Source organism: Neobacillus sp. S1115 (assembly GCF_055385565.1).
Window position 1 is genome coordinate 2889548 of sequence record NZ_AP038275.1, and the last position, 22873, is coordinate 2912420.

Consider the following 22873-nt stretch of genomic DNA (forward strand, 5'->3'; position numbering starts at 1 on the left):
TACTTTTGTCTAATAAGTGTAAAAAGTTGCAAATATTTACAAGTAACGAGCACAAAAAAGCTCTCCTGGCCGAAACCCGGAGAGCGTCTTTTATTTAGAAGAATCTTCTTGATCCTTGTTATAGTTATATTTTGTTCGGTCGATTGGTTTAAAGCCATCAGGTGTATAAAAACGCAATAAGTCACCATTTACGACTTTATCGGATTCTGCCAGCTTTTGGTCCACGATCTCGTGGTACTTCTTAGCCTCATCCCATTTATCCTGTGAAAGCTCTAAACCTGTCGTAGAATCGTAATATTTATCTCTAACAGCTGTAATGGTTGGACTTACAAAGTCGCCATTTCGGAATGGAACAAGCTGGTCGTGGTGTTCTGACAATAAATCAGTACCAAACTGAACAAACTGTTTTGAATCAATTCCTAACAAATGAAGCAGCGTAGGAAGGATATCGATTTGGCCGCCGTATTCGTGATGAATTCCTCCTTGGATGCCAGGGACACGAATAAATAATGGAACACGCTGCAAGCCGGCACTTTCAAACGGAGTAATTTCCTTCCCCAATACCTGAGCCATTGCTTTATTATGGTTTTCGGATATTCCATAATGGTCACCGTACATAATAATAATGGAACGATCAAGTAATCCTGTCTGCTTTAAATAATCAAAGAACTCTTTTAAAGCTTCGTCCTCATATCTAGCTGTTTGGAAATAATCATCAACCGATGCATCACCAGTTTCTGCAGGTGCAATCGTTGCCAAGCTTTGGTCCATTTTATATGGATAATGGTTGGCTACCGGAATAAATTTCGTATAAAACGGCTCTGGTAAAGTTTCTAACATTGGTTTAGATTGTTGATAAAATGGTTTATCCATCATTCCATATTCCGCTTGATCTTCTGGGTTTACATGATAATATTTTCCGTCAAAAAAGTTATTATAACCAAAAGATTTATAAATTTCATTGCGGTTCCAAAAGCTTCCTGAGTTTGCATGGAATACTGCAGATGTATAACCCTGCTGACCTAAAATCCCCGGAGCTGATTGGAATGTGTTCATGCCTTTTGTCGTAAAGGCAGCACCCTGCGGCAGTCCGTATAATGAATTCTCAAGCATAAATTCAGCATCTGCTGTTTTCCCTTGTCCGGTTTGGTGGAAGAAGTTATCAAAATATAGGGTATTCTGATCACGTGTTAACGAGTTTAAAAACGGTGTAACCTCTTCCCCATGAAGCTTATAATTTATTAAAAAGTTTTGTGTCGATTCAAGATGCAAATAAATAACGTTCATGCCTTTAGCGGCACCAAAATATGCCGGGTTGGGTGCAGCATAATTAGAGTTAGTGTAGTTTTTCACCTCAGTAACATCGTCGCTACTCGCCATTACCCGTTGAGCAGAGGCTGTCGTACTTTTCACCGTATCATAAATCGTGTAATTGTACATGCCTAAATATTTTACAATGTAATTTCGGTCAAAACCTCTTGTTAATAATTGCGGTCTGTCCGCTTCTGCTAATGAAAGATTGGCACAAGAAATGGCTAGTGCCATGGAGAATAAAGCAGCCACCTTTTGACGACTCATATCTTTTTTCTCGATTTTTACAATCCTAAATACTAGTAATGCAATTAATAGAATTGTATCTATAAAGAATAAGAAATCATATGGCTTCAATAAAGAAGACACACTACCGCTGACATCACCAAAGTTCTGTGTTTGGGTCAATGTAGGCAACGTGATGAAATCATTAAAGAAACGATAGTATACTACATTGGCAAACAATAAGAACGATAATAGAAAATCAATCACAATCAATGAAATATACTTTTTTCTGCCTTTAAATAATGCTGAAATCCCTAAAAATATTAACGACGATCCTAATGGATTTAAAAATAATAAAAACTTCTGGATTGAGTTCTGAATCCCTAAATCAAATTGTGTTAATTGCGTAACATATGTTTTTATCCAAAGAAGAATGACGGCCAAAAAGAAAAAGCCAATATATTTATGGGAAATACCTTGACCTTTTAGTTTCATTATTAAGCACCTTCCTTCTAGCAAATCATTATTGCATATTTTAATTTACTTTCCTATATGTGATTAGTACTATTTAGTCTAGTCTATATCTTAAATGGTAAATATGAACAAACTATGAATAAAACAAGAAAAAACGTAAATGACCTGCTCACAAGATAGTAACTATACTACTTTTTTTGAAAAAGTCAACCCATATATGAATGCAATCTTGTCCATTATATTTAGTCGGGAATGGTATAATACATGTAATCATGATATTTATTTACATAAGTTTCCATTAATAGATCTGAGGTGAAAAAAAGTTTGTCTCTAACAAAAAGACGTCAGGAATTCCTTGATCATATCTACCGTCAATTTAAGAAAACAAACAACCCTGTCCATTATTCGAAGGTGGCGGAAGCCATTGGCGTAAGCAAATGGACAGCCTATGATGTATTAAAGGAATTGGAAAACCAGGGGCTTGTAAAAAGAACGTATTCCACGAATGAGAATGAAGCAGGTCGTTCAATCGTTGTCTTCTCCCCTACTGAAATTGCAGAAAGCTTTTTCCAAAAAGAACGCAGAGAGCTAACAAACACAGAAGAGTGGGAAGCAATCCTGCCTGAAGTCATTAAATTAGTGGAAAATCCACAAAATCTGCCGTTACGAGAAGCAATTCATCATATCATTTCGCTCATGAAAAATGTAGAAGTTAAGCTGGAGTTTTGCGCTTACTTTCTTAGTATTTTGCTATTATTCTTGAATACACTAGGAAAAAACGTAAAGGAATTAACGGTGAACTTAATCAATGCCTCCAAGGAAGCAAAGGTGCAATTAACAGTATTTACAGGGGCAGTTGTTGGCATGATTATTCAATCAGTTGGTGAGGAATTAAGTCCGGATATGGTGAAACTCGTTCAGCAATTCCTTGACAATGTCAACGAGCTTAATGCTGGCGAATTAAGTTTATTAATTAATTTCATTGGACAAAGTTAAAATCAGCCGATTTCGGCTGATTTTTCGTTTCATAGATAGTTTTTTGGTTTGATATCAATTTTAGTTTATATACTACAAAGGAAGTATATTTCAGAATTTTTTAAATATTCTCTTGACGTACCCTCCGTTTATACGATATATAGTTTGTATACATTTTTTGGTTTTTTGGGTATTTTGTGTGTTTTTATTTTTTATTGAAAGCGGGGGATTATTGATGTACGAATTATATTGCAGAACGTATCAAGGTGGGATGAAGGTAGCCTCCTTTATACTTCCTTGGCGAAAACCGGAATTATTAGAAGGAGAAAACAGTCTAAGTAAACTTCCAACCCTTATTAAAAGTATGCGAGTTGAAAGCGTTTTAATCGTGACGGATCAAGGGATTGTTTCTATTGGCCTGATGGACCCTTTCTTAGATGGCTTGAAAAATGAGGGCATCCAATTTTCCATTTATGATAAAACCGTTCCAAACCCAACAATAGAAAATATTGAAGAAGCCTTTCAAATGTACAAGGAGAATAAATGCCAGGGAATTGTTGCATTTGGCGGCGGCTCGCCAATGGATTGCGCAAAAGGTGTAGGAGCCCGCGCGGCAAGGCCTAAAAAAAGTATTCCACAGATGAAAGGTGTTTTAAAGGTATTAAAAAGAATACCGCCTCTGTTTGCTATCCCAACGACAGCAGGTACAGGCAGTGAAGCAACGCTTGCCGCTGTTGTCTCAAACAGCGAGACACATGAAAAGTACGCGATAATGGACACGGCCCTTATCCCCCATTATGCTGTATTAGACCCGCTTCTTACTGTAAAGCTTCCTCCCCATATCACGGCTGCTACCGGTATTGATGCACTGACACATGCAGTCGAGGCGTATATAGGGAAAAGCAATACGAAAGAAACAACACAGTGCAGTATACAAGCAGTACAGTTAATTTTTGGAAATCTTTATGAATGCTATACAAATGGTACGAACATTCAGGCTAGAACGAACATGCAAAAGGCTGCTTATTTGGCCGGAATCGCTTTTACCCGGGCATATGTCGGCTACGTGCATGCGATAGCCCATACCTTAGGCGGGTTTTATCAGGTTCCCCATGGTCTGGCGAATGCCATTATTCTTCCATATGTACTCGAGTATTATGGGGAATCCGCCCATAAGCCGTTGTCAGAATTGGCAGATTTGGTTAAAATAACAAAGCCTTCCGATACAATTGAACAAAAAGCACAGAAATTTATTGATGCCATTAAAGAGCTTAATGAAAAAATGGCTATCCCGACCAAGGTGAACGAAATCATCGAAAAGGATATTCCGCTCATGGTGGAACGGTCTTTGAAAGAAGCAAATCCTCTCTATCCTGTTCCGAAAATTCTTTATAAAAATGATTTATTAAAGCTTTATCATCTGATAAAGGAGTAGATATGAATATGGGTATTTCCTCTCCCCTATTAAATGAAGGCGGTACTAAAGAAAATTACAGTTACCTAGTAAATAAACAAAAGTCCTTCTTCCGAAAAGAACAGACAAAGAATGTTTCCTTCCGATTGGCTGCATTGAAAAAATTGAAGGATGCCATAAAGGTAAATGAGCAAGAGATTATGGCAGCGTTAAAAACGGATTTAAATAAATCCGAGCTAGATGCGTATGCGGCAGAAATCGGATTTGTCCTTGCTGAGTTGACTTTTACAATTAAAAACCTGAATTCTTGGGTAAAAACAAAAAGTGTTAAAACTCCTATGACCCATTTTGGTTCGACGAGTTACATCTATTCAGAACCCTACGGTGTGGCATTAATTATTGCCCCGTGGAACTATCCATTTCAGCTGGCGATTGCCCCGTTAATCGGTGCGATTGCAGCGGGAAATTGTGCCGTTTTGAAACCTTCTGAATTAACACCAAAAACGTCTGAAGTATTGGCGAAGCTGATCAATGGTCTATATCCTGAAGAGTTTGTTTCAGTTGTAGAAGGCGGTGTGGAAACAAGCACAGCACTCCTTGAGGAAAAATTCGATTATATCTTTTTTACTGGAAGTGTACCTGTTGGGAAAATCATTATGGAGGCTGCGGCAAAAAATCTAACTCCGGTTACATTAGAGCTTGGCGGTAAAAGTCCCTGCATCGTTCATGATGATGCCAATATTAAGGTAGCTGCTAAACGGATTGCCTGGGGTAAATTCACGAATGCCGGTCAGACCTGTATTGCCCCCGATTATCTTTATGTTCATAAAAATGTCAAAGATAAATTTCTGAGCGAGTTTAAAAATACGATCAAAGAATTATATGGAGAAAATCCGTTACGTAACCCCGATTTCACCCATATTGTTAGTGAGCGGCATTTTAAGCGGCTGGAGGGCTTTTTGGATAATGGTCAAGTATATTCTGGGGGTAAAACAGATTCGGATACCCTAGCGATTGAGCCGACTGTTTTAACGAATATAAGCTGGGATGATCCAATTATGCAGGATGAGATTTTTGGCCCGATTCTTCCTGTTATGGAATACAGCCATTTAACAGAAGTGCTCGATGGCATCCATAATCATCCGAAACCGCTCGCCCTTTATATTTTTACGGAAAATAACCAGGTCCAGCAAACGGTTCTTAACAGTGTTTCGTTTGGCGGCGGCTGCGTGAATGACACTGTCTATCACTTTGTCTCCCCTCACCTCCCCTTCGGCGGTGTCGGACCGAGCGGCATTGGCTCTTATCACGGAAAAGGCAGCTTTGACACCTTCTCCCATAAGAAAAGTGTCTTAAAGCAAACCACCCTTTTTGACATCCCGTTCCGCTATCCGAATTTTAAGAATGGGCTTAAGATGTTGAGGATGTTTTTGAAATAATGGAAAGTCCCTGATTCTCAAGAAGAATTCAGGGACTTTCGTTTTAACCTATTTTAACTTGCTGGTCTTCTATAAGGTGATCGTCTAGCTCAGAGGACACTATAAACATGATGATTTCATCCCCTGGCTTTAAATCCGCAAAGAATGCACAAGCTAAAGCCCCTTTTTCAACATTAATAGTAATGCTCACTCGATTCGGACTTTCCTTTGGAGAGCTAGTTATCGAAAAATACCTTGGTTTAAGTGAAGGCAATAGCTCTAAGAAACGTTCGAACGGCATTTCACAGGCTTCATATTTTTCAAGCAAGTCAAGCATCGAAACTCTATTTTTCAAAACAAGTTCTTCATATACCCCATCCGCTAATAACGCTTCTAGTTCCCGCTTATGCGGAGGGCAAACCGTATAGGCGGCCAATTCACGAATTTGTACCCGCGTTGCTGTTTCCTGCACTTCCACGCTTTGACTTAGGAGATCAACTAGACTTACCGGGCGGTCTAACGGAAGATGGGAAAAAGTACGGCCGCATGCGGTAATAATCACATGGTCCTTCCCATTTAATCTAAACCGTTTAATAATTCGCTGAACGGTTTCTTTGCTATTCCTTGGAAAGACCCCAAGATGGTTACCTTCTTGATAGGTTAGCCCTTCAGGCAAGGAAAACACAAATTGACTTGTTTGTTCATTTTCGGCATTAAACACTAATTGATTTTCTACAATCGAACCTTGTACGGAATCGTACTTTTCAGCCAAAGGTGAACCCATTACAGTATTGACAAACTGTATGGAAATTGTATTTGCCACTTTTTCATCATTTCTATCCAATTGAATTCCGAAGGTTTTGAAGGCATCCTGCCACATCCGGTTTTTCCATTCATCAAATTGCTTCTCAAAATCGCCGCTTGCATCACCTTCCCCCCGCTCTGAAAATCTGACTGCTCCTTTAAGGGCAAGCTGTTCATCAATATAACGAGGCACATCCTGGTAGGTGTTCGCCCAGTTGTGATCGCCACATCCAAATACCGCGTACTGGACACCTATTAAACTACCTGTTTCCAGATGTTCCAGCCACTGCACAAATTGGCGTGCGTTTCTTGGCGGTTTCCCATTATAGGAGGATGTGACAATGATTACAGCTCCTTCAGTTGGTAACTTACCAATCCTATCGTTTAGGGGAGCGGCCTCACTTCTTACTCCATGCAAACGGGCAATATCGGCAAGCTCATGTGCAACCTGCTCTGCTGTTCCCATATTGGAACCATATAAAACAAGCAGCGGTCTATTATTCACACCAATAAGTGAATACTTCGGAGCTTCTTGGTTATTTTTCGGGGCTGCCGCTTTTTCAGCAGATAAAGCAAATGTATCGATTCTCTTATTCTTCCGCAATTTTAAGCGAATTTTAAAATTATCAGGTTTAAGCGTCAATGTTTGCTTAATTTTTAATTGATAATGCATATGGTCGATTAAGTCAAAATGCTGCAGAATCATTCCTAACACAAGCGTTGCCTCATGGAGGGCGAACTGCATGCCGATACACGCTCGCTGCCCGTTTCCAAAGGGCTTATAGGCATGTGCGGGAATTTTAGTCATATCTGCAAAACGCTCAGGATGAAATTCTTCGGCATCCTCCCCCCACGCATCCTTATCGCGATGAAGTTTTGGAATAATGACGGACACATTGTCGTATTTTTTTAGCCGGTATTTTCCGCCAATGACCGTATCGTCTTTTGCGTACAAAGTAAATTGGGGCGCAGTAGGATAAAGACGTAAAGCTTCATTTAAAATCATCCGAATGTACTTAAGGTCGAGTACCTGCTGATACGATGGAATAGAATCGCCTAGTACCTGGTCAACTTCCTCATATGCCTTCTTCAGTACTTCAGGATGCTTCAGAAGCAGGTATATGGCAAAAGAAAGCAATCCGCTTGTCGTTTCATGACCGGCAATCAGGAAGGTAATGATTTGGAATCGAATATTTTCATCATCAAGCCTCTCTCCTGTTTGCGGGTCATTGACATTCAGCATTCGGGCCAGCAAATCAGTTTCCCCTTGATCGCCGCCTTCTTTGCGTTCAGCGATAATTTTATCTACTAGAGAAAACATTGACTTAATGTCGCGTTCGAACTGCCGCTTGGTTCTTACCATCAGCTGGGTTTGGATAGGCAGCCTTGTGCTTTGGTGCATGGCCTCGTCAAGTGCCCGAATCATACTGATGATAAACGGATTGTGGTTTTCCCGATAGAAACTGTTAAAGCGATAGTTAAATCCGCATAACCCAATCGTATCTAGGGTCAAACGGGTCATATCATCGGGAACATCGATGCTCTCATTTGGATTCAAACGGGCCCACTTTTGTACGAGCTGCTGGGCGATGTCAACCATCATCGTATGATAGCCTTTCATTGCTTGCTGGCTGAAGGCTGGCATTAGAATGCTATGGGCTTTCTGCCAATTCGCCTCTTTCGTTTTACTTGTAAATAAGCCGTCTCCCCCTAGTGCACGCAGAAAATACAACCCTCCGGAGAGACTTTTGTCAAACCGGGATTCATCACAGACCTCGGCAACTAATTCAAGACCTGAAACAAAATGCATGATAAAACCAAAAGCCTCAAAGCGAAAAATAGGTCCGTATTCATCGGCGATTTTCCAAAATGACAGCGTTGGTGCATCTTTATCGATTAATGGAATATTGCCTAACGGGCCATACGTTTTTGGCTGCGGAATCCGCATATTATTTTCCATAAAAAGCTCCTCTCTGTAAATTACTCACTTTTTACCTAATAAACCGTATAAAACAACATCGGCGATTTCATCCTCCATATGGTCGAGCGGTAATTTTTCTGAGATGATTTCTTCCTGAAGTTTTTCAAAGTTGAGTAGGGACCAAATAGCGCTAGTGATCCCAAGTTCATATAGAAGGGATTGGACTGGGGTGAGATTTCCGTTAGATACCTTTTGCAAAAGCTGTTCCATACTTTTGTCCTGAATATAAATCTGCTCCATAAACATCTTTGCCAGCTCTGGATGGTTGGGTGATTCCCTAAAAAGGATGTTGAAGCTGTCCAGATTGCTGCGGATTACTTCCACTCTTGCTTTGATGACATCCCTGACCAGATCAGGATTATGATCAGAATTCATCTTGGGGGGCTCAAACACAGACGGAGTAATGCAGGCAAGAAAAATATCCTTTTTGCCCTTAAAATGTTTATAAAGAGCAGCTTCTGAAACTTCAACACGCCTGGCAATTTCGGCGGTTGTGGCGCCATTATATCCTCGTTCGGCAAAGAGCTTGCGTGCCTCCCGGATAATTTTCTTTTTAGTATCCGATTGCGATCCCAAATTCTTCACCCTCTCTTTTGGTTAGTGAATACTTACTAACTATTATATATAATATTCTGAAATCTCTGTCGTGGTATAAAATACCTGTTTTCCAAATAAATAAAATGACGTTATTTTTCTACTTCTTTCTGCATTTTTAAAACATCTATTATCACAATTTATGTTTTTTTATCATAACCTGTTTCCTGCTGTTTTTTGCTGTTATTTCGTGTAGAAATATTTCAATATACGAAATAATTGGCTTGTCTTATAATCAAATTGGCTGAATATTAGTACTAATATTCCCAATATTATTTTAACCAGGGGTGGTTCCATGAAAAAAAGGAAAAAAGGATTCGCAGCAGCATTAGCCACAACGCTCTCTTTATCTGTACTCAGCTCCGTCGCATTTGCAGACCAACCTTCATCAACTGATTCATCCACTTCACTGAATATTAAACCTCCAGAGTTTTTTGTTCCTAATGGGCAGAATAAGAAAAACTTTTATGTCGATAAAACACAATTAAATTCTTTCACACATTTAGAAGGATATGAAACAACAAAACTGTTTAAGGGCATACATAACGGTGCCGGGTACTGGATGGAAGTTCCTGAAAATTGGAACGGTAAGTTGGTGTTGTATGCGCATGGGTATCGTGGAACTGGACAGGCATTGACGGTAAGTGAACCTTCAATTCGTCAAGAGTTAATTGCAGAAGGGTATGCATGGGCCGCCTCAAGTTATAGTACGAACGGTTATGATGTTGAATCAGGCGTAAAAGACACTCATGCTTTAAACGGATTGTTTAGAAAACTGGTCGGAAATCCTACACGTACTTATATTATGGGTCACTCCATGGGCGGTCATATTACCGGTGTTTATGCTGAGCAGTATGGTGACGTAGATGGCGCCTTGCCAATGTGCGGCGTAATGGGAGACTCAGAATTGTTTGATTTCTTTACGGATTATGGGCTTTTAGCACAATCGTTATCGGGGATTGATAAAAAAGACCAGAAGGTAATGGCTGACGATAAATACTTTACGGAAACGATACCGTTTATGGAAGGTAAATTAGGGAATGGTGTAGTACCAATTAATAAAGATACAAATATATTTAAATCATTGACTAAAGAGGGTGCTCTCCTAGAAAGAGTTACTGAAAATCTAAGTGGCGGTGATCGGCCATTATTTGAGACCGCCTACAGATTTGCCTTTGACGATTTTCTACTCTGGAGAATGCCAACAAATCTTGCTTATGGCGAAGCAACTGGTAATGTAGTCAATAATACGGATACGATTTACCAGTTGGATAGCAATCCTGCTTTAACTGACGAAGAAAAAGCACTAAACGCCAGTGTCCTTCGAATTGCCAATGATCCAAATGGCCGTAATAATAATGGTTTAGCCGCCATTCCTAAAGTAACAGGAGATTTAAAGGTTCCAACTGTTTCACTCCATACTTTAGGTGACCTATTTGTACCATTCTCCATGGAGCAGATTTATGCGAAAAGAGCTGAGGAAAAAGGAAAGAATAACCTGCTGGTTTCTCGCGCTATTCGAACTATTGGCCATTGTGAATTTAATGCACAAGAACAGATTAATGCATTTGACGACTTAATTAAATGGGCGGAAAAGGGTGAAAAACCGGCCGGAGATGACATCTTAAATCCTGAGGCTGTCGCAGATCCTTTCTTTGGTACACAATTTACAACAGCTAGACGTTCATATGATTTAACACCATGGACTCCTAATCAATAAAGGTTTAAAGCAGAGAGTCCCTTCTCTGCTTTAAATTTTTTATCATTTTAAATTTGATTTATTCTTCATTCACTACCTGATCATAAACCATCCACCCAGTCCCATTAATTTTATTCGAAACATCAATAATCTTCTTCTTCACCCTATCAAACTCCGAACCTTTCAACTTTGTAGGCTGGTAATTATTTTTCGACGAAACAGAAGATATCGAAAATGGGACTACATTGATTTCTTTTTTGCCAGTCAGCACTCCATTTTCCAGATGAAATGTCTGTTGAAAAACATACGTGTCTTTATCAGACGGATTCCGGTTTCCTCCAAACATAAAATTCCCAAGACTGTACACAATAAATTTACCGTTATATTCTTCAATTCCCTGGACGACATGTGGATGGTGTCCTAGAATCAAATCGGCACCACTATCGATTGCAAAGTGGGCCAATGATTTTTGCGAGGCTGTTGGAACGTATTGCCGTTCCACTCCCCAGTGAAAATGAACAAGAACAATTTGTGCCCCCTGCTCTCGCAACTGGTTGATACCTTGTGAAACCTTATTCCTTACTTCACGAGTATCCTGCCAGCCTTCAAAGCCTAAAGCCCCTATTTTAACGCCCTTTACGGTTGTTATATATTGATTTTCGTAGCCGAAATAGCCGATTTGTTGGTTCTTCAAAGCTTCAATCGTATCAGTATATCCTTTCTGAAGGTAATCATGGATATGATTGTTGGCGAGGTTAACTGCTTCAATACTGCCCAGTTTCAATATTTCCGCATAACCGGGATCTCCTTTAAAGCGAAATGTTTTTTGCGCTTTTTGTGTTGAATTTGTTAACGTCGTTTCTAAATTGACCGTAGTAAGATCATCCTCCTGAAAAATATTATCGAGTTCTTGAACAAAATAAGCCAAACCGTTTGCCGATGCTGTACGAACAAAAGTATCTGGATATGTAAAAGTTTCGTCTGTCCCTAACGTAAAATCACCAGCTGCACTTATTTTAATTGTCGTTTCTGTATTTTGCTGCGTCTGTATTTGAGCCTGAGGTTGTTCCGGTTGTTCCTTCTGAACATCACTCTTGTCCTCTTGCTTAGAATCTTTAACGATTACAGGGGTACTCGTAGGAATAGTCTTATCTCTCTTAATATAATTAGCAATTGCAAAAGTACAAGCAACTAATACAACTACAATAATAATGGTAAAACTAATCTTATTTTTGAAATTCTGCCGTTTTCCTGATTCAGTCCTACTTAAGTGGTCCTTGCTATCCATTCCCTAATTATCTCCTTTATTTTATTTCTTTGGAAATGACTTACATTTGCAAATTGTACCATAATTCGAGTTATGTTTAAAGAATATTCCGAATTTTATAAACCTACAAGATATTACCATCCACTCCTTCCTCCTAATCTGTTAAACTTTTAATGTCATATTTTTATAGGAGGAAGTCAGCGATGAATAAACGAAAAATCCTCCTTGCGCTGGTAATCTTATTTACCTTTATTGGAGGAATTGCTGCAGGATTGTTCTTTTCCGAAAACGATCATGATTCAAAAATTGTAAAAATAGATCAATCACCAAAATCCGCTTTAAAACCACAGGAAAAAACAGTCCCTGAAGTGGAAAAAGCGCACACCAAAGTTCTCATTGGATATGTCCAAGATTTTCGTGACCCGAATACGGTCGAATATGACAAGTTGTCCCATGTAATCTTCTCTTTTGTGCATCCGACCAAGGATGGCGGAATTTTGCTTAACGGCGATGCTGCACTTGGTAACTTGCGGGCAATGGTCACAAATGCGAAAAAACATAATACGAAGGCGATTTTAGCCATTGGTGGATGGTATCACATTAAAGGCGGAGAATCGTATGAATATTTCAAAACGGCCATTTCAAATCCGGAATCGCGGACAAGACTAGTAAATGAGCTAACTGGAATTGCTGATAGAGAAAATTTGGACGGAATCGATATCGATTTTGAACACCCTCGTTCTGCTGAGGATGCTCAAAATCTGTCCGCGTTCGCGAAAGAATTAAGCGAACAGCTTCACCCTAAAAACAAAGAGCTGTCAATTGCAGTTTATTCGATGATTCATGCAGTTACGTTAACGGAAATTGCCTTTGTTAAATATGAGCCAGAAATGTTTCAATACGTGGACCACGTAAACATTATGGCCTATGACGGACAATGGGATGACGGCTACCATGCCGCAAACCTTTCTCCATACCCATTCACTGAAAAAATCGTAAGCTATTGGACAGGACTTTTTGATAAATATAATATTTCAAAGGAGAAATTAGTGCTTGGGGTACCGCTGTATGCCCAGCCTGAGGATCCAAAAGTCAAGCAGGTTTCATTCGGAGCAATTTTGAATCAGAATCCTGCCAATTCTGGTGCTGATACAGTCCAAATGAACGGAACAACCTACTATTATAATGGTGAAGAGACAATGAAGAAGAAAACGAGATTGGCCCTAGACCATGGTATGGGTGGAATGATGATGTGGGAGACCGGGCTTGATGCCAAAGGACCACAAAGCATAACAAACACAATCTCAGAAGTCTTGAAGGAGTCCGAAAAGAATCCGATTAAATACTACACAGTAAAAGGAAATTAAGTTTAAAAGGGCCTTACTCCCTGCGTTGCTGTTTATAAGCACCGGGGGTAAGGCCTTTTAGTGTAGAGAATTTATATGACCTCGATTGCTAAAAAAATCATCGGTTCCTTTATATGCGCCCCAACCCTTGAAAAAATCATCGGATCGGTAGCATAAGAGCCCTTAAATGCAGCTTTAATCTATGAGCACTCCCGGGTTAAGAATATATCCAGGGTCCAGTGTGCGTTTTACCGATTTTAATGCAGAGGCAAACAGGTCCGGCCGCTGCTTGTCATACCATGGCCGGTGGTCACGGCCGACTGCGTGATGGTGGGTAATCGTGCCGCCAAGGGAAATGATGGCCTCAGATACAGCTGCTTTGATTTCGTCCCACTGCTCAAGTTCACTGCCATGCTTCCCGAGTGCCTTAACAGTGTAATATGGTGCCGGTCCATCAGGGTATACATGTGTGATTCGGCATGTCACCCATCCGTTATGGCCGGAAATTTCTCTAACTGCCTTTTGGGCAGCCTCCATTACTCCGGTATGAAATGCTTCAAAACGGTCCCATGTTATCGCTGTTTCGAAGGTTTCCACAATTATCCCTAAGCCAACAAGGACATCCCTTAGATACGGTGCCTGGATAAATGCATTTCGCCACGTACCCACATCACCTTCCCTGCTTGCGGATAAATCCCTTCTAGTTTTGATAACATCCTTCCCATATACTCCGCCAAATTCCTTACAGCATTCTAATGCCCTAATCATCCAAACGTCAAGAAGATGATCATGCGACTCAAAGCCAAGCATAAGTACTGCTTTTTTCCCGTCCCCTGCCCCAGAGTCATGCGCCTCTCCTGCATCAAGTAAACGGCAATTGGAAGGATATAAACCAGATTGGCTTAACACCCGGACGGCTTTCACTCCGGACTGAAAATCTGGGAAACGTACCGATGCTGCAGTCCGATAAACTGGTCGATCCTGCAGCCTGACCCAGGCCTCAGTGATGATTCCAAGGGTACCTTCAGAGCCAATAAACATCCTGTCAGGGCTGGGTCCTGCACCAGAACCGGGCAGCCTTCTTGTTTCAACCACGCCTTTTGGAGTAATGACACGGAGCGATTGCACCAAATCATCGATATGGGTGTGCAGGGTGGCAAAATGGCCCCCGGCCCGGGTAGCAATCCATCCTCCTAACGTGGAAAATTCGAAAGACTGTGGGAAGAAACGGAGAGTTAAATCCTGCTCCTTTAATTGCTTCTCAATAGCCGGCCCGCGAATCCCCGCCTGAATTCGTGCAGCACGAGAAATTTTGTCAACTTCAAGGACTTGATTAAAATTCCTTAAATCAATCGATACTGAACCCGAATATCGGTCATCGATTTCAGGCTCAACACCTCCTACTACACTTGTTCCGCCGCCATAAATAATGGCAGCAGCATGATTATCATTACACCAATCTAAAATATTAATAAGCTCATTTTCCGTTCGGGGGAATGCCACTATGTCTGGGGCATTCGTAAAATCACGACGAAAAGCCCTCACGACATCCCGGTAGGATTTTCCATATGTGTGCGATAAGCGCTCGTGGGTATCATTCGTACAAAGATGCTGAAGAGATTGTGGTATGTTTATGCGAGGCTGCTTGAGAGATATTTCAGCGATAGCTGGCGGCGGCGTCTTCTTCCATTCGCTTACTCCAAACCGCTTTGCCATTGCTGCTTCCACTTGATACTGAAGCTGAGGGGACAGGCCATCTTCATAGCCCCATCCCCAAAATTTCATTTTGCGAGGTGTCACTTAAATTCCCCCTCATTAATTAATACTCTCATATAAATGAAGCTCCAATTCTTGTCTAATATCATTAGGAATTGGTTCGGATTTCTGCGTTTCGAGGTTAAAATTCACATATACTGCAGTACCAATAACGCATAGTCTGCCCTCTTGATGAATTTCCTCATATAGCTCCAAACTGGAATTGCCGATTTTTTTCACCCACGTTTTTACCTCTACGTCTTTACCAAAGTAAATTTGTGCGACGTATTCTACATTTGTTTTTAAAATAATCATTTTCCAGTCATGAAAGGTATCATCCGGGTTGAATAATTTAAAAAGCTTGTTTCGGCCTGCCTCCAGCCAAATTGGGATCGTCGTATTATTGATATGCCCGACACCGTCAGTTTCAGAAACCCTTGGTTCGATTACGGTCAAATACATGAGATAACCACCTTTTAATTTAAGCCGTTAAAAGCCATTTGATAAATTTGATAGATTTCATCTTTGCCAAGAGGTTTTGGGCTTCGGGCCAGCAGTCTTTTTTGTTTGATTGCATCTTCAGTTAAGCTTGTAAGACTGGATTCTGGTATGCCATATTCTTTTAGTGTCGTTGGAAGCCCGACGCTTTCGACCAGTTTATAAAATAACGTTAAAATTTCCTCTTCAGACCGTTCCTCACCGTGATTGGTTAATATGTTGCATACTCGATTCAGTTTGTTACGGCAGGTTGAAGAAATCGTTTTCATGACATAGGGAAGCAACACAGCGTTGGACTCTCCGTGGGGTAATTTGAATTGGCTTCCAAGCGGATAGGCAAGTGCGTGAACACCGGCGACTCCAGCGTTAAAAAAGGCCAGTCCGGCAAGATAACTGCCATAACTCATCGCAGTTCTAGCTTCCTGGTTTTCCCCATTCTCAACAGCATTCCTTAATGAGCCAGCGATTAATTCAACTGCTTTAATGGCAAGTGCATCTGTTGCCTCGTTTGCATTAACAGAAAGAAAGGCTTCCACAGCATGTGTCAATGCATCAATTCCGGTGGCCGCTGTTATTCTTTTTGGAACAGACAGGGTTAATTGCGGATCAACTATCGCAATATCCGCTAGTAAGAAATCATGTGTGACGACATCCTTGGTCCCTTCAAGGGAAACAACGGCAATATCTGTTACCTCACTGCCAGTTCCAGATGTTGTGGGAATTAATATTTTCGGGACGCCCCTAGTTTTTAGCTTCCGTGTACCAGAGAGATTAAGATAATCTGCTGTATCACCCTCATTTTGCGATATGACGGCAGCGATTTTTGCCAAGTCCAATGCACTACCGCCGCCTAAACCGATAACACAATCAAACCCGCCTTCGCTGGCATACGCCGCCAATCTCTCTGCACAAGCGAGCGTTGGTTCCGGCTCAACATCAGTATAGAGGCTAACATCAAATTGTTCATTTAGGGGAGATAAGTATTGTTGGACCAATCCAATTTTAACAAGGGTTTGGTCGGTAACTACTAGAATACGGCTGGGCTTCATATCCTCCAGTTCTTCAAAAAGCTTCGAAATCGAGCCCCAGCCGGTATATGAACGTTTTGGGAATCTTAAGGTTGAAATCATTTACGTTGTCCCTCCTTTAAAAATTTTCCGTACCTATTAAACTATTTCAACAAGGAAGGCAATATCCCTGCTGATTTTTACATAATAAATAGCCCGGCAGACACCAGGCTATTTATTCGAAATCAGTGCTTATTTAAATTTTGTAATGACATTAAAGCCATATGTTTTAAAATTAGTCATATCATTGAGGACGTCATTCACTTGGTCTAGAGCAATCTCCCTTGATACCAGGGAACGTGGATTTAATTTGCCTTGGGCAATCATTGACAATAATCCATCGTACTCAGACCGTGGATTCCCAAGGCTTCCGACGATTTCTAATTCCATTGCCGTGATTGCATCAATTGGAAGGCCGGCAATTCCTTGTTCGTTATGGGTTGTTAAGCCAATTTGCACATGGCGGCCGCCCTTTCGTAGGCAAAGGACAGAATTAAGGATCGTTTCCTGGATTCCCAGCGCTTCAATAGATGCATGGGCACCGCCCCTGGTGATTTCCTTTACAGCTGACACCACATTCTCATTTCGGGCATTCACCGTAGCAACCGCGCCTTCTTTTCGGGCCATTTCCAATTTGGCATCATCCACATCTACCGCAATGACTTGGGCGCCAATCGCATTTCCAACCTGAACTGACGACAACCCTACACCGCCTGCCCCATGGACCACTAGGAAATTCCCTGGCTTCAAGTTGGCACGCACCACACCATGGAAGCCCGTCATGTAGCGGCAGCCAATCGCAGCAGCTGTCACTGTATCGACCTCATCTGGAAGCGGGACCAGATTAAAATCTCCATTCGGAACCTTTACATATTCTGCATAGGCACCATCATGGGCGAACCCGAAAATTTGCAGGTTATCACAGCGGTTAGAATGTCCGCTCAAGCAGCTTGAGCAGTGTGAACAGCCTTCATGAAACGGTGCCGTCACCCTGTCGCCTGGCCTGAAGTTTTTTACTTCTTTTCCGACGGCTTCAACAACTCCCCCAAATTCGTGGCCTGGTATAATTGGCAGCACTGGACTCAGGCCAAGCCATGCCCAGTCTCCCATCCACGCATGCCAATCACTCCGGCATACACCGCTTGCCTCTACCTTTACAATCACATCATGTGGACCTGGTGTTGGATCAACTACATTTCCGATTCTTAATGGCTGTCTTTGCTCAATAATTTGTGCAGCTCTCAAATAGATTCCCTCCCAAACTTTCCACCTATCAATTTGTAAGTATATACCTTAAAAGATATTCTTTGTCCTATCGAAAAAAGAACAAACTGTTGGAGATTTATTTCTTTTTTAATGGTGTTTTAAGGATCTTTCCAGTTGTTGTTTTAGGAAGTTCTTTCATAAAATATATTTTTCTAGGAATCTTGTAATGAGCCAGCTGCTGTTTACAGAAACTAGTGATCTCGTCTGGTGTGATTTCCGATTTCGTCACAACGTAAGCAGCTACTTCTTCTCCAAAAACAGGGTCTGATTCGCCCACTACCGCGCACTCTACAATATTTGGGTGTGTATAAAGAACCTCCTCTATTTCACGTGGATAGACATTGTAGCCGCCACGGATAATCATGTCCTTTTTGCGGTCAACAATATAAAGGTATCCTCGCTCATCCCTCCTGCCCAGGTCTCCCGTATAGACCCAGCCTTCTTTTATTGTCTCGTTCGTTGCTTCTTCCTTTTTATAATAGCCTTTCATGCCGTTAGGCCCTTTAAAAATAATTTCCCCGACTTCGTTAACAGGGACTTCCCTGCCAATCGGATCGACTATTTGCAGTTCGATGCCAGGAACGGGCACCCCGACTGACCCTGGAACCTTTTCAATTTCGCTAGGGAAACAGCTAATCATGACAGTACTTTCGGTCTGGCCATAGCCTTCGCCGATTTGCACACCCATTTCCGCCTCGACTTTTTCTAAAATTTCAACCGGGAGGCTGGCACCGCCTGAACCTGCAAGTCTTAGTCTGGAAAAATCTAATTCTTTTATTTTTGGAGAATGGACAAACATCGTGTACATGGTAGGAACTCCGAGGAAAATGGAAATTTGATTTTCTGCAAGCTTCTGTAAGATAACATCTGGAATAAAGCGTTCTTCGAGGTAGATCGTAGCCCCTCTTAGCACGCAGATAAGTAAGCCCTGCAGCTTTGCATACGCATGAAATAACGGGAGAACGACAAGAACTCGGTCTTCCTTTGTTAGCTCCAAAAGATCAGCACTCGTTTCTGACATCCATCCCAGATTTCCGTGCGTAATCAATGCCCCTTTCGGCTTGCCAGTTGTTCCTGAAGTATAAATTATTTGGGCATTATCATATTGATTTTTTGGTTCAATATAGAAATCTGCTGGTTTACCGGAGACTTCTTCCCATGCGACATAGGCTTCTGTTTTGGTTAAAGTGAAGATAGATTTTACTGACGAGAGAGATTTGTGAGCCTTTTGAACTTCACCAAGGCCAATTTCATCAACAATAAGGGCAACAGCATCGGAATCATTTAGAATATAGGTTATTTCATTTTCTTTGAAGGTAGGATTAAGAGGAATCACAGTGGCACCAATTGCTAGCAAGGAAAAATAGGCAATGACATACTCCGGCTTATTGGCCATCATAAGACCGACATGGGAACCGTTTGTAATTCCATACTTTCGAAGTCCTGCTGCTTTTTCCTTCACCTTATCAGCTAACTCCTGATAGGTAATTTTCTCGTTCCGAAATACAATAGCAGCATGATTGGGCATTTCTTTTGCCGTTTGAAACAAAACTTCACTAATATTCAACAATGTTCCCTCCCTATTCTATTGTTCAGAAAAATAGGCATATAGAAAAAGTGTATGCGCTTACATATTAATCTATGAAAAAGAAAAGTGTCAAGCGATATGGTAATTTTTACATATAGTTTGACACCTCGGTTAATATATTTTTAATTAAAAATCAAGACATTACGTTCTTTCAGGAAATTTAGCGCAAATTCAAGGTCTTGTTTGTGTAGGTTAAAGGTTGATTGCATCATGTTGAGCCATTCGCCCTTATCTACGAAGTCCTGGACTTGGATATGCTGATCCGATTTGATGATTAGTTTCGAATTCATGACTGCATAGCTAACTCGTTCCTTAAAGATGGTCGCGACAATCCTGCGCATAAATGGATTTTCCTCCTCATCCCGATGAGAATGGATGATATCTTCTTTGAAACTCTCAAGCTTTACTGGATCCCACTCTATTGTTTTGACGACAAAACTTTGCCCGCCAGTTCTCCTATCAATCAGATATTCAAACTTGTTTTCTTTTTTTATGATAATTTCTTCGCCGCAGCGAATCAAATAGGGCTCCTTCTCAATAAATAGCGGTTCAAATAACGGGGCCATGTACCCGACATCTGTATAATAGGATTTACCCCCGATTGTCACCATCAATGCTAGATGGTTATTTCCGCCTCTAGCACGGACATATTTTGCGTCAAATCCCAGAGATTGTAGCAGTTCCCCGAAATGAATATTTAAAATATAACAATTTCCTCCAAAGCCTCGTTCAAGAAAGTTATCCAAAAACTCTTCCTTGGAGGGAATGAACTCATTTTTTTTCTTAGTGGAGAAATAATAATATTTACTGCATACTTCAAATGGTAAACGATGCAAATGTGCCTCTACTAAGCGCTGCAAAAATTCATAGCTTGGTGCAGCTGCCTCAACGTATAATATTGATAAATACTTTTTCGTCCATTGATTCAATTTTTCCCTCTCCTTATACTGGTTTTAAGACCATCAGAGCAATAATCACCAATACAATTACACATGAGGTAATATGGTAGTTTCGCACTTTTGATAGAAGGTCTAAACTTATTGGATTTGTTTCGGATTCTCCTTGTTTGGTTAATTCCGTTAGAGTCATAGCAAGTTTTTTAGCTGCAGGAGTCAGAAATCCAATGATGACCACTTCCGCTAAAATAAACAAGATGAGCGCGGCCACAATCCATAAAGTAAAAAACGTGCCGTAATTGCCAAGCCAGACCAATAATATCCCGGTTAACAACGTTAACCCACCAAAGATTTTTGGAAGGATCTCTAACCTTGTCACCAGGTCCGCCATCCTTTTTACTTCCTCCAGTGATTTTTCCTTCCTTAAAATCAAAGGAAAGGCATAAGCAGGGCCAAGCCCGACAACTGCCGAGACAACATGTAATAAAACAATCCATTCCATAAAAAACACCACCTATTCATAAGTCTTGAACTTATCATAAGTGGTTTGCCAAATGAAAAATATCGGTTAAAATACGTAATTTTAAGCGGATGAGTCTGTTAGACCATTTTCATGAACATACTTTGTCAAGGCAGCACGAGAGCTTATCTCTAATTTTTGATAAATCCTTTCCAAATGGGTGGTGACCGTCCTCTTACTAATGAACAAAGTTTGCGCGATTTGGTCATTAGTAAGTCCTTTTGCGACCTGTATCGCAACCTGGATTTCCCTTGGACTTAAAGGGATTTTCACCTTTGAAGTCTGTTTTGAGACCTTGAGCAGAACATGTTCAAGCTCCTGTTCCAATATCTTCAGACGTTCGTTTTTGTCATTAATTCCGCTGCTTTTTTTAATTAACTTTGCCAATCCCCTCGAAAAGCTCTCCAATACCTCTTCTTCAAACATACGAAATTTATCAGAATCATTACTTTGACTCGCAATGACGGCAATGACTTCCCCGTCTTCCCCTATGTGTGGGATGGCAACAAAATGTTGATGAATTTTCCGGTAGTCTTGGCCAGTAAAATTATTTTGAACATCCTGTAGACGAAGAAAAGTGGTAACCGCATATTGGAACTGTGATCGGATATTTAAAATCCGTAATGGCTTTTTTTGCTGAAATGACAACTGGGCGACCCGTTTCAGAACTTTAGCTGCTAATTCCTCATCCAGCCCCCGCATTGTGACAAGATGTAGTTCATCTGAAGCTTCATCCCCTATCCATACTGCAGAGGAATCCCAGCCTAATTTTTTCTCTAATTGTTCCAGTAAGGGATTATATAAATCGGTATTAGAAATCAAATGATTATTTTCTTCGTCGCAAATTCGGACCGACAGTACCCGGAATACCTCAGCACTTTTTACATTAATGGGATTGCCAGATTCCAGCATCATCGAGAGAACCTCATATTGCTTCTTCATTTCCGTAAAAATTTCACCATCTGAATTAGATCCCTCGTATTCTACTTCGATTTCCCAGGTCGTAAATGTATTAGTATCCATTGTCCGAATAAAGGCAAATGGATTGTCTCGCAAATTTTTAATGCTCTTGTTTAACATATGGTTGGCTATGGCAACATGATTAGAATCAACCAACCATACCCTGGCGATATTTGTAATATTGGGTACTTCATCCTTATTGCTAGTGATTATGGTTGCTGGTACTACTCCCATTAAGGCAGGATGCATCTCCTCAGGTATCATGGGTATCCACTCCTTTTACATACCTGCTCCCTGCATAAGGACCGGGTGTTTGGACATAAACTTCTTCTACAAAAAACGATACGGAATCACAAAACGTTACTGACAACGGAAATTTGTTGTACATTTTTGGAAAAAGCTTTAGGCTGCCTTTCCGATACCGTGATAAGAATTCATTATCCTCTTCAGTACACAATTTTGATTCTATAAAACTCCCTTTTATTTGATAGGATTCATTCGTAAAACCATCCGTAAATAAGCACGAAATTTTTCCAGTGCCTGAATGAATAAAAGATAAAACCTTCTTTGTTTGCGATTTAAGTATGAAAATTTTAAGCTGGTCCTTCCCTTCATTTGTTTGCACACCAAACCCCCGAACGGAATAGGAACGCCCTTCAGAATTGGCGACAGCAAGATGTATATAAAGCGGTTCTGTTTTTCTTAAAAAATGAACAACCGAATCGTCTAAATTCATATAACCCTCCAAATCAAACATCCTAAATCTGGCTCCAACAATAGTTTCTTTATTCTAATGAAAAATTCCTTCCTGCCCG

At 40.8% G+C, this 22873-nt stretch carries 17 protein-coding genes and 1 pseudogene; 5 read left to right on the top strand and 13 right to left on the bottom strand.

What is annotated here, in order from left to right; translation table 11 throughout:
• Positions 1-90: 90 nt before the first annotated feature.
• Positions 91-2031: a lipoteichoic acid synthase gene (gene ltaS / locus ACZ5B7_RS14060; protein WP_464494224.1), complete on the bottom strand. Its 1941-nt coding sequence runs from the start codon at positions 2029-2031 to the stop codon at positions 91-93.
• 303 nt (positions 2032-2334) lie between these two features.
• Here ltaS and ACZ5B7_RS14065 point away from each other — a divergent pair, with 303 nt between their 5' ends.
• The 3 genes from ACZ5B7_RS14065 (at position 2335) to ACZ5B7_RS14075 (ending at position 5838) form a co-directional block, all read left to right on the top strand.
• Positions 2335-3006 (top strand): helix-turn-helix domain-containing protein, encoded by a 672-nt coding sequence (locus tag ACZ5B7_RS14065; RefSeq protein ID WP_464494225.1) that lies wholly within the window; start codon positions 2335-2337, stop codon positions 3004-3006.
• 214 nt (positions 3007-3220) lie between these two features.
• A complete protein-coding gene (locus ACZ5B7_RS14070; RefSeq protein WP_464494226.1) occupies positions 3221-4420 on the top strand; it encodes an iron-containing alcohol dehydrogenase in 1200 nt (399 codons plus the stop codon).
• A gap of 8 nt (positions 4421-4428) precedes the next feature.
• A complete protein-coding gene (locus ACZ5B7_RS14075; protein WP_464494497.1) occupies positions 4429-5838 on the top strand; it encodes an aldehyde dehydrogenase in 1410 nt (469 codons plus the stop codon).
• A gap of 169 nt (positions 5839-6007) precedes the next feature.
• Here the strand turns inward: ACZ5B7_RS14075 and ACZ5B7_RS14080 are convergent.
• Both ACZ5B7_RS14080 and ACZ5B7_RS14085 read right to left on the bottom strand, forming a co-directional pair.
• Positions 6008-8581 (bottom strand): annotated as a pseudogene (locus tag ACZ5B7_RS14080) (cytochrome P450); the annotation flags it as partial.
• A gap of 24 nt (positions 8582-8605) precedes the next feature.
• Positions 8606-9178, bottom strand: coding sequence for a TetR/AcrR family transcriptional regulator (locus ACZ5B7_RS14085; RefSeq protein ID WP_464494227.1), 573 nt, complete (start codon positions 9176-9178; stop codon positions 8606-8608).
• Between the two features lie 313 nt (positions 9179-9491).
• Here ACZ5B7_RS14085 and ACZ5B7_RS14090 point away from each other — a divergent pair, with 313 nt between their 5' ends.
• Positions 9492-10916: an alpha/beta fold hydrolase gene (locus ACZ5B7_RS14090; protein WP_464494228.1), complete on the top strand. Its 1425-nt coding sequence runs from the start codon at positions 9492-9494 to the stop codon at positions 10914-10916.
• Positions 10917-10974: 58 nt separating this feature from the next.
• Here the strand turns inward: ACZ5B7_RS14090 and ACZ5B7_RS14095 are convergent, their stop codons facing one another.
• The gene (locus tag ACZ5B7_RS14095) at positions 10975-12183 is read right to left on the bottom strand and encodes a CapA family protein (RefSeq protein ID WP_464494229.1); all 1209 of its coding nucleotides are present in this window, start codon (positions 12181-12183) and stop codon (positions 10975-10977) included.
• Between the two features lie 182 nt (positions 12184-12365).
• On the opposite strand from ACZ5B7_RS14095, the gene ACZ5B7_RS14100 reads away from it, so the two are divergent.
• Positions 12366-13529, top strand: coding sequence for a glycosyl hydrolase family 18 protein (locus ACZ5B7_RS14100; protein ID WP_464494230.1), 1164 nt, complete (start codon positions 12366-12368; stop codon positions 13527-13529).
• Positions 13530-13703: 174 nt separating this feature from the next.
• Here ACZ5B7_RS14100 and ACZ5B7_RS14105 read toward each other — a convergent pair whose 3' ends face one another.
• The 9 genes from ACZ5B7_RS14105 to ACZ5B7_RS14145 form a co-directional block, all read right to left on the bottom strand.
• Positions 13704-15308, bottom strand: a complete 1605-nt coding sequence (locus ACZ5B7_RS14105; protein WP_464494231.1) for an FAD-binding oxidoreductase — start codon at positions 15306-15308, stop codon at positions 13704-13706.
• A gap of 15 nt (positions 15309-15323) precedes the next feature.
• On the bottom strand, positions 15324-15725 hold the full coding sequence (locus ACZ5B7_RS14110; protein ID WP_464494232.1) for an acyl-CoA thioesterase: 402 nt from the start codon (positions 15723-15725) through the stop codon (positions 15324-15326).
• A gap of 14 nt (positions 15726-15739) precedes the next feature.
• Complete coding sequence (locus ACZ5B7_RS14115) at positions 15740-16891, bottom strand: iron-containing alcohol dehydrogenase (protein WP_464494233.1); 1152 nt, start codon at positions 16889-16891, stop codon at positions 15740-15742.
• Between the two features lie 129 nt (positions 16892-17020).
• Positions 17021-18073, bottom strand: coding sequence for a zinc-dependent alcohol dehydrogenase family protein (locus ACZ5B7_RS14120; RefSeq protein ID WP_423802390.1), 1053 nt, complete (start codon positions 18071-18073; stop codon positions 17021-17023).
• Positions 18074-18170: 97 nt separating this feature from the next.
• Entirely contained in the window at positions 18171-19661 is a 1491-nt protein-coding gene (locus ACZ5B7_RS14125) for a long-chain-fatty-acid--CoA ligase (RefSeq protein ID WP_464494234.1), read from the bottom strand.
• Positions 19662-19804: 143 nt separating this feature from the next.
• On the bottom strand, positions 19805-20611 hold the full coding sequence (locus tag ACZ5B7_RS14130; RefSeq protein WP_464494235.1) for an arylamine N-acetyltransferase: 807 nt from the start codon (positions 20609-20611) through the stop codon (positions 19805-19807).
• Between the two features lie 13 nt (positions 20612-20624).
• A complete protein-coding gene (locus ACZ5B7_RS14135) occupies positions 20625-21080 on the bottom strand; it encodes a DUF2269 family protein (RefSeq protein WP_464494236.1) in 456 nt (151 codons plus the stop codon).
• 81 nt (positions 21081-21161) lie between these two features.
• Positions 21162-22322 carry a LuxR C-terminal-related transcriptional regulator gene (locus ACZ5B7_RS14140; protein ID WP_464494237.1) on the bottom strand — a complete coding sequence of 387 codons (1161 nt, stop codon included), beginning with the start codon at positions 22320-22322 and terminating at the stop codon, positions 21162-21164.
• The gene (locus ACZ5B7_RS14145) at positions 22312-22794 is read right to left on the bottom strand and encodes a hypothetical protein (protein ID WP_464494238.1); all 483 of its coding nucleotides are present in this window, start codon (positions 22792-22794) and stop codon (positions 22312-22314) included. Before ACZ5B7_RS14145 ends, ACZ5B7_RS14140 begins: the two co-directional genes overlap by 11 nt.
• Positions 22795-22873 lie beyond the last annotated feature (79 nt).

Excerpts from the sequence above, each read along its gene's own strand:
- ltaS (WP_464494224.1), bottom strand. The coding sequence starts at position 2,031 with ATGAAACTAAAAGGTCAAGGTATTTCCCATAAATATATTGGCTTTTTC.
- ACZ5B7_RS14070 (WP_464494226.1), top strand. The coding sequence starts at position 3,221 with ATGTACGAATTATATTGCAGAACGTATCAAGGTGGGATGAAGGTAGCC.
- ACZ5B7_RS14075 (WP_464494497.1), top strand. The coding sequence starts at position 4,429 with ATGGGTATTTCCTCTCCCCTATTAAATGAAGGCGGTACTAAAGAAAAT.
- ACZ5B7_RS14090 (WP_464494228.1), top strand. The coding sequence starts at position 9,492 with ATGAAAAAAAGGAAAAAAGGATTCGCAGCAGCATTAGCCACAACGCTC.
- ACZ5B7_RS14095 (WP_464494229.1), bottom strand. The coding sequence starts at position 12,183 with ATGGATAGCAAGGACCACTTAAGTAGGACTGAATCAGGAAAACGGCAG.
- ACZ5B7_RS14100 (WP_464494230.1), top strand. The coding sequence starts at position 12,366 with ATGAATAAACGAAAAATCCTCCTTGCGCTGGTAATCTTATTTACCTTT.
- ACZ5B7_RS14110 (WP_464494232.1), bottom strand. The coding sequence starts at position 15,725 with ATGTATTTGACCGTAATCGAACCAAGGGTTTCTGAAACTGACGGTGTC.
- ACZ5B7_RS14115 (WP_464494233.1), bottom strand. The coding sequence starts at position 16,891 with ATGATTTCAACCTTAAGATTCCCAAAACGTTCATATACCGGCTGGGGC.
- ACZ5B7_RS14135 (WP_464494236.1), bottom strand. The coding sequence starts at position 21,080 with ATGGAATGGATTGTTTTATTACATGTTGTCTCGGCAGTTGTCGGGCTT.
- ACZ5B7_RS14140 (WP_464494237.1), bottom strand. The coding sequence starts at position 22,322 with ATGATACCTGAGGAGATGCATCCTGCCTTAATGGGAGTAGTACCAGCA.
- ACZ5B7_RS14145 (WP_464494238.1), bottom strand. The coding sequence starts at position 22,794 with ATGAATTTAGACGATTCGGTTGTTCATTTTTTAAGAAAAACAGAACCG.